Raw genomic sequence first — 6468 nt, 5'->3', positions numbered from 1 at the left:
GTGACTACGTCAACCTCGGTGTTGAGCTCATCGTGCCTGTTGCCATGGAGGCCGGCTCCCGCTTCGCCATCCGCGAGGGTGGCCGCACCGTCGGCTCTGGTGTCATCACCAAGGTCATCGAGTAAAACCATCGAAAATCGATAGAGTGTGAATTTCTCGAACGAAACGGAGAGAGCTGGCTGTCCAGACAGCAAATGGTTCTGGATAAGAGGCTCTCTCCCCTGGTTCAAGCCATTGTTTAGGAAGAGATATGGCCAAAAAGCCGTTACGCATCAAGCTAAAAGCATACGATCATCGAGTTCTTGATAACTCCGTCAGGCAGATCGTGGACGCCGCAGAACGCACCGGCGCTCACATCGTCGGGCCCGTGCCATTGCCGACGCGGATTGAAAAGTTCACCGTGATGCGCAGTACTTTCATCGACAAAGACTCGCGTGAACAATTCGAGATTCGCACCCACAAGCGACTGATCGATATCCTGGAACCGAGCAGCAAGACAATTGACAGCCTGATGCGGCTCCACCTGCCTGCGGGCGTGGACATCGAGATCAAGCTGTAGGCAGTCCGCTGACCGGGTCGTGGACTCCCGCTGGTTCTCCTGCCATGGGTGGGCCGTTGCGGGGTTTTCGCGGCAAGTCCGAATAACATTCACTGTTAGGGATGATGAGGTTCGCCCAGAGCCGACAGTCCCTTAGAAGGATGAGCACTTATGAAAGGTATACTGGGCCGGAAAATCGGCATGACGCAGGTCTATGATGAAGGTATTGTTGTGCCCGCGACTGTGATTGAGGTCGGTCCCTGCTACATCACCCAGAAAAAGACAAAAGAGGGTGATGGGTACACGGCCATCCAGATCGGTTTTGGAGAAACAAAGACAAAAAGCCTCAGCAAGGGCGAACTCCAACACCTGAAGAAACACGAGGTTCCTCCGGTGCGCCACCTGCGCGAACTGCGCGTGAAGGACGAAGAGGTGGACGGCTACGAGGTTGGTCAGAAACTCAGCGCGGACATCTTTGCCGTTGGTGAGTTGGTCGATGTCACCGGGACCTCCAAGGGCCGCGGTTTTCAGGGCGGCATCAAGCGCCATGGTTTCAACCGCCAGCCCAAGACTCACGGTCAGTCGGACCGTGAGCGTGCGCCCGGAGCAGCAGGTGCCGGTTCCACGCCAGGTCGGACGTTCAAGGGCCACCGGATGCCAGGTCATATGGGCAATCGCCGTGTGACGGTCCAGAGTCTGACCGTTGTCCGTGTCGACGCCGAGCGAGAAATGCTTGTGGTGCAGGGTGGCATTCCTGGTCCCAAGGGTGGCTTGGTGATGATCCGCGAGGCCAGAAAGCAAGGGTAGGCGAAATGTTAGTAGCGATTCATGACATAAACGGGAAGACCGTAGGCGAGATCGAGTTGAAGGATGAAATCTTTGCGGCTCCGGTCAATCGCTCGGTGATGCACCAGGCACTCGTGCGGCAGCTTGCCAATGCCCGCCAGGGCACGCACAAAACCAAAGTGCGCAGCGAAGTTCGGGGTGGAGGCCGCAAGCCCTGGCGTCAAAAAGGCACCGGGCGAGCCCGGCACGGTAGCATTCGATCGCCCCAATGGCGCGGTGGTGGCGCGGTTTTCGGACCAAAACCTCGGTCCTATCGCAAAAAAATGCCCCGCAAGATGCGCAGGCAGGCCATGCGATCGGCCCTTTCCGTGAAGGCAGGCGCTGATCAACTGATTGTTGTCGATGCACTGAACATGGAAACACCCAAGACCAGGGAGATGATCAACTTCCTGGACAGGCTGGACCTGCAGGAAAGCGTGCTCATCCTGTTGCAGGAGCAAAACGAAGGTATCGAGCGTTCCGTTCGCAATCTGCCTGACGTAAAAACTTTGCGAGCTGGCTACGTCAACGTGCGCGATCTGCTGGGGTACCATACAGTGATTGTGACGCCCGATGCCTTGACCGAGATAGAGCGGATTCTGGGTTGATTAGAACACGAGGGATACGATGCACGCAAAAGAAGTACTTCGCCGGCCATTAATGACCGAAAAGACGGCCGTTCAGGTTGACTACGATAACCAATATTCGTTCGAGGTTGATCGTCGTGCCAATAAACTGGTCATCAAGGATGCTGTTCAAAGCTCTTTCGATGTTACCGTCAAGAAGGTCCGCGTCATAAATATGCCCGCTCGAATCGGGCGCCGTGGCCGTCGCCTTGTCATTAAGAGACCGGCGTGGAAAAAGGCCATCGTGACGCTGGCCGACGGCGATAGCATCACCTGGGTTGAGGGCGTTTAATCAGGAAACGCGACACACGTACCAGGTGTGTCCAAGACTGAGTGAGGAGTTTGCGATGGGTATTCGGGTCTTTAAACCCACGTCGCCCGGCCGTCGAGGCATGAGCGTTCTGACATTTGACGAGATCACCAAGACTCGTCCGGAACGATCGCTGGTCGAGCCCCTTAACCGAAGGGCAGGGCGCAACAACCAAGGAAGAATCACCGTTCGCCATCACGGCGGCGGTCACAAACGACTGTACCGCATCATCGATTTCAAGCGAGACAAGTTCGACGTGCCTGCCCGTGTGGCATCGATCGAATATGATCCGAACCGGACAGCTCGCATTGCACTTTTGGTCTACGCCGATGGCGCCAAACGATATATCCTGGCACCCCTTGGCTTGAACGTCGGCGATCAGGTTGAATCTGGCCCAAAAGCTGAGCTGAGAGTTGGCAATGCATTGCCCCTTTTCCGCATCCCGTTGGGCACCGTGGTTCACAACATCGAGCTACAACCTGGCCGCGGCGGGCAGATCGCCCGGTCAGCAGGTACATCGGCCCAGTTGATGGCTAAGGAAGGCAGCTATGCAACGCTGCGTATGCCCAGCGGCGAGATGCGCAAGGTTCACATGAACTGTTTGGCAACCATCGGCCAGGTTGGCAATACCGACCACGCCAATATCAAGCTTGGCAAGGCCGGCCGTAAGCGCTGGATGGGCTGGCGCCCCGAGGTTCGGGGTGTTGCTATGGACCCGGCATCACATCCCCATGGTGGTGGCGAAGGCCGCTCTCCGATCGGGATGCCCGGGCCCAAGACGCCCTGGGGTAAACCAACCCTGGGCTACAAGACCCGTCGTAACAAGTCGACCAGCAAGTATATCGTACGCCGTCGCGGAAAACGCCGCGGCAAGTGATGGCGATCAGGCGCCGAGTGTTTCCCGCATTTTTTCGAAAAGCCGGTGCCACTAGAAATTACGAGGCCAAGATATGTCTAGATCTGTAAAAAAGGGTCCATACATTGACCCAAAGCTTCTGAAGAAGATCGAGGAGATGAACCGCTCGGGACAGAAGCGGATCATCAAGACGTGGTCCCGTTCATCAACGGTTTTCCCGCAGATGGTCGGACACACGATCGCCGTCCACGATGGCAGGCGCCATGTGCCCGTTTACATCTCCGAGAACATGGTGGGCCATAAGCTTGGCGAGTTTGCACCAACCCGCTTTTTCCGCGGCCACATTTCAAGAGAGAGAACGGCGCGGCGGGTAGTGGAGAGATAATCCAGAAGCGCCCGGGTTTCGGTCAAGAGAAAAGCAGCATAATCTCTGTTGGCGGAAACCCTGGCTCTGAGAGATTTGAGAGCTGACCTATGAGTACAGAGAATCTGATAGAAGTACGCGCACAGCGGAAATATGTCGCCATGTCTGCCCAAAAAGTTCGTCTGGTCATCGACCAGGTTCGCGGCATGAGAGCGGAGGATGCGCTGGTTACCTTGAGCTTCATGACGCAGGCAGCTGCCGCTGAAGTCTACAAGGCGGTCGCCTCAGCGCTGGCTAATGCTGAGCAAAACGAGGGTCTGGCACGTGAGGACATGTGGATCACCGAAATTTACGCTGATGAAGCCCCAACTCGAAAATGGCGCCGCTTCGGCGCTCGGGGACGCTTCAAGCCCATTCTGAAACGATCCTCGCATATCACCGTAGTCCTGGAAGAATATCCACAGTAGAGAGTCTCAAGGAGGACATCTTGGGCCGCAAAGTACATCCATATGGCTTTCGCCTCGGCGTAATCAAAGATTGGAATGCCCGCTGGTTCGCAACTAAAGAGCGCTACACGGACTTATTGGAAGAAGATCGCAAGATCCGCAAGTTTATCCGTGGAGACATGGAGCGCGCAGCGATCTCGTCCATCGAGATCGAGCGACAGCCTAACTACGTGCACGTGTGGATTCACACGGCGAAGCCTGGTATTATTATTGGTCGCAAGGGCTCGAAAGTCAACGAGTTGCGTACAAAACTTCAGGAGCTAACGGGCAAGCGCGTCAAAATTGACGTTTCCGAGATCGCCCGACCTGAAATCGACGCCTATCTGGTTGCTGAGAGTATCGCGGACCAGCTCGAACGCAGAATCTCCCACAAGCGCGCCATGCGCCAGGCGATTACCCGGGCAATGCGCCAGGGAGCCGAGGGGATCATGATTACCTGCGCCGGTCGATTATCGGGCTCTGAGATGGCTCGCCGGGACACCCAGCGTGAAGGACGGGTACCCCGCCATACCCTGCGCGCGGACATCGATTATGCGACAGCAGAGGCGCTGACCACATTCGGTCGCATCGGCGTTAAGGTCTGGATCTACAAAGGCGAGATTTTGCCCCAGAAAGCAGCTGTCGCTGGCTAGGGCGTTTCCAAACCGTAGCGCCGGCGAGAATTCGGCGACCAATAAATATTGACGTGCAGTCGCCAGCCGGACTGGGAATGGCTGCCGGGTTGATAGGTAGGAGAACGGTACAATGTTGATGCCGAAGAGATCGAAATACAGAAAACAGTTTCGTGGGCGAATGAGAGGCTTGAGCTCGCGTGGCAATACCGTCAATCAGGGCGATTTTGGCATGCAAGCGCTTGAGCCAGCCTGGATAACCTCACGCCAAATCGAAGCTGCTCGACGGGCGATCGTTCGTCATATGCGCCGTGGTGGCAAGGTCTGGATCAAGATTTTTCCAGACAAGCCGGTCACTGCCAAGGCGGCCGAAACCCGCATGGGTAGCGGAAAAGGCGCTGTGGATCATTGGGTTGCGGTGGTCCGCCCTGGACGTGTGTTGTTCGAAGTTGCGGGCGTAGACGAACAGACAGCCCGTGAGGCAATACGACTTGCCTCCTTCAAGCTGCCGATTCGCACACAATTCATCACGCGTGAGATGACGGGAGAACAATAACGATGCAGGCGTACGAGATTCGAAACCTGACCACACCTGAGATAGGCCAACAGTTGGATGAGGCATACGAAGAACTGTTTAACCTGCGATTTCAAAGACACACAGGCCAGTTGAAGAACACCTCTCGTCTTGCCCAGGTTCGTCAGAATATTGCCCGTTACAAGACGATTATCAGGGAACGGGAGCTTGCCACGTTGTATGCCGAGGAGGAAGAGCATGCGCGAACAGCGTAAACAATTGGTCGGCAGGGTGACAAGCGATAAGATGGACAAGACCGTGGTTGTCGAGGTGACACAGGTATCCCGACATCCGGTTTACCGGAAGGTGATTCGGAACCATCGACGTTTTATGGCCCATGACGAGAACAACCAGTGCGCCATTGGCGATACAGTGCGCATCATCGAATCGCGCCCCATGAGTCGGCGCAAGCGCTGGGTAGTGGAAGAAATCATGGAGAAATCCCGGAGCTAGTGTGCCCTCGGTGTGCATCCTATGCCAGGCTGAGGCAGGATTGCCAGCGAGATCGAGTGTTCGTGTTGAGGAGAATTTGCGATGATTCAGCAAGAGAGCCGGCTCTCGGTAGCCGACAATTCAGGTGCGAAAGAGCTGCTGTGCATTCAGGTGCGAGGCGGATCCAGGCGTCGCTACGGCAGCGTCGGGGATGTTATCGTCGCCACCGTCAAACAAGCCGCCCCTCATAGCTCCGTCAAAAAAGGTGACATCGTCAGAGCAGTAATCGTGCGAACAGCAAAGGAATATGGCCGGCCCGATGGCAGTCACATTCGCTTCGACGACAATGCCGCTGTGATTATCGATGATCACAGGAATCCAACGGGCACCCGAATTTTCGGACCTGTGGCCCGTGAATTGCGCGAGCTGGGCTACATGAAGATCGTATCGCTGGCCCCGGAGGTACTCTAATGAAAATTCGAACAGGCGATACCGTTGAAGTCATCAGAGGTGAGAACAAAGGAGAACGGGGCCAGGTCCAACGTGTCTTGCGGGGTCGTCGCGGTGGACGCGAGTCAGGGCAGCCTGATCCCAGCCGTGACCGGCTGGTTGTCGCCGGCGTCAACATGATCATAAAACACCAGCGTCGTACTGGCAGCGTTCGAACCCAGACCGGCAGAATCGAGCGCGAGGCGCCAATCCATGTTAGCAATATCATGCTGGTTTGTCCCCGGTGCAATACGCCAACTCGAATTGGCTATGAGGTCTTGGGAGACGGCAGCAAGGCGCGCCTCTGCAAGAAGTGCGGAGAGACGATGGACTGACG

General features: G+C 56.2%; 14 protein-coding genes. All 14 read left to right on the top strand.

What is annotated here, in order from left to right:
* On the top strand, positions 1-125 hold a 125-nt coding region (gene tuf / locus U9R25_08045; protein ID MEA3335849.1), incomplete at its 5' end, for an elongation factor Tu.
* A 125-nt stretch (positions 126-250) separates the two neighbouring features.
* Positions 251-559: a 30S ribosomal protein S10 gene (gene rpsJ / locus U9R25_08040; GenBank protein ID MEA3335848.1), complete on the top strand. Its 309-nt coding sequence runs from the start codon at positions 251-253 to the stop codon at positions 557-559.
* Positions 560-709: 150 nt separating this feature from the next.
* Complete coding sequence (rplC, locus tag U9R25_08035; GenBank protein MEA3335847.1) at positions 710-1345, top strand: 50S ribosomal protein L3; 636 nt, start codon at positions 710-712, stop codon at positions 1343-1345.
* 5 nt (positions 1346-1350) lie between these two features.
* Entirely contained in the window at positions 1351-1971 is a 621-nt protein-coding gene (gene rplD, locus U9R25_08030) for a 50S ribosomal protein L4 (GenBank protein MEA3335846.1), read from the top strand.
* A 19-nt stretch (positions 1972-1990) separates the two neighbouring features.
* Positions 1991-2281 carry a 50S ribosomal protein L23 gene (gene rplW, locus U9R25_08025; GenBank protein MEA3335845.1) on the top strand — a complete coding sequence of 97 codons (291 nt, stop codon included), beginning with the start codon at positions 1991-1993 and terminating at the stop codon, positions 2279-2281.
* Between the two features lie 55 nt (positions 2282-2336).
* A complete protein-coding gene (rplB, locus tag U9R25_08020) occupies positions 2337-3176 on the top strand; it encodes a 50S ribosomal protein L2 (protein MEA3335844.1) in 840 nt (279 codons plus the stop codon).
* Between the two features lie 73 nt (positions 3177-3249).
* Complete coding sequence (gene rpsS, locus U9R25_08015) at positions 3250-3540, top strand: 30S ribosomal protein S19 (GenBank protein ID MEA3335843.1); 291 nt, start codon at positions 3250-3252, stop codon at positions 3538-3540.
* 89 nt (positions 3541-3629) lie between these two features.
* Positions 3630-3986, top strand: coding sequence for a 50S ribosomal protein L22 (gene rplV, locus U9R25_08010; GenBank protein ID MEA3335842.1), 357 nt, complete (start codon positions 3630-3632; stop codon positions 3984-3986).
* 20 nt (positions 3987-4006) lie between these two features.
* Positions 4007-4657: a 30S ribosomal protein S3 gene (gene rpsC / locus U9R25_08005; protein MEA3335841.1), complete on the top strand. Its 651-nt coding sequence runs from the start codon at positions 4007-4009 to the stop codon at positions 4655-4657.
* A 112-nt stretch (positions 4658-4769) separates the two neighbouring features.
* Positions 4770-5192: a 50S ribosomal protein L16 gene (gene rplP, locus U9R25_08000; protein MEA3335840.1), complete on the top strand. Its 423-nt coding sequence runs from the start codon at positions 4770-4772 to the stop codon at positions 5190-5192.
* Between the two features lie 2 nt (positions 5193-5194).
* Positions 5195-5425 carry a 50S ribosomal protein L29 gene (rpmC, locus tag U9R25_07995; GenBank protein MEA3335839.1) on the top strand — a complete coding sequence of 77 codons (231 nt, stop codon included), beginning with the start codon at positions 5195-5197 and terminating at the stop codon, positions 5423-5425.
* Positions 5409-5663 (top strand): 30S ribosomal protein S17, encoded by a 255-nt coding sequence (gene rpsQ, locus U9R25_07990; GenBank protein MEA3335838.1) that lies wholly within the window; start codon positions 5409-5411, stop codon positions 5661-5663. Before rpmC ends, rpsQ begins: the two co-directional genes overlap by 17 nt.
* Positions 5664-5744: 81 nt before the next feature.
* Positions 5745-6113 carry a 50S ribosomal protein L14 gene (gene rplN, locus U9R25_07985; GenBank protein MEA3335837.1) on the top strand — a complete coding sequence of 123 codons (369 nt, stop codon included), beginning with the start codon at positions 5745-5747 and terminating at the stop codon, positions 6111-6113.
* Positions 6113-6466 carry a 50S ribosomal protein L24 gene (rplX, locus tag U9R25_07980; protein ID MEA3335836.1) on the top strand — a complete coding sequence of 118 codons (354 nt, stop codon included), beginning with the start codon at positions 6113-6115 and terminating at the stop codon, positions 6464-6466. The genes rplN and rplX overlap by 1 nt, the downstream gene beginning before the upstream one ends.
* The last annotated feature ends 2 nt before the right edge of the window (positions 6467-6468 follow it).

Source organism: Chloroflexota bacterium (genome assembly GCA_034717495.1).
Lineage (GTDB): Bacteria > Chloroflexota > Anaerolineae > JAAEKA01 > JAAEKA01 > JAYELL01.
Note: the sequence above shows the minus strand (reverse complement) of the source record. Positions and strands in the feature narration are given on the sequence as shown.

Coding starts and splice junctions, on each gene's coding strand:
- rplC (MEA3335847.1), top strand. CDS start 710: ATGAAAGGTATACTGGGCCGGAAAATCGGCATGACGCAGGTCTATGAT.
- rplB (MEA3335844.1), top strand. CDS start 2,337: ATGGGTATTCGGGTCTTTAAACCCACGTCGCCCGGCCGTCGAGGCATG.
- rplV (MEA3335842.1), top strand. CDS start 3,630: ATGAGTACAGAGAATCTGATAGAAGTACGCGCACAGCGGAAATATGTC.
- rpsJ (MEA3335848.1), top strand. CDS start 251: ATGGCCAAAAAGCCGTTACGCATCAAGCTAAAAGCATACGATCATCGA.
- rplX (MEA3335836.1), top strand. CDS start 6,113: ATGAAAATTCGAACAGGCGATACCGTTGAAGTCATCAGAGGTGAGAAC.
- rplN (MEA3335837.1), top strand. CDS start 5,745: ATGATTCAGCAAGAGAGCCGGCTCTCGGTAGCCGACAATTCAGGTGCG.
- rplW (MEA3335845.1), top strand. CDS start 1,991: ATGCACGCAAAAGAAGTACTTCGCCGGCCATTAATGACCGAAAAGACG.
- rpsQ (MEA3335838.1), top strand. CDS start 5,409: ATGCGCGAACAGCGTAAACAATTGGTCGGCAGGGTGACAAGCGATAAG.
- rpsS (MEA3335843.1), top strand. CDS start 3,250: ATGTCTAGATCTGTAAAAAAGGGTCCATACATTGACCCAAAGCTTCTG.
- rpmC (MEA3335839.1), top strand. CDS start 5,195: ATGCAGGCGTACGAGATTCGAAACCTGACCACACCTGAGATAGGCCAA.
- rplP (MEA3335840.1), top strand. CDS start 4,770: ATGTTGATGCCGAAGAGATCGAAATACAGAAAACAGTTTCGTGGGCGA.
- rplD (MEA3335846.1), top strand. CDS start 1,351: ATGTTAGTAGCGATTCATGACATAAACGGGAAGACCGTAGGCGAGATC.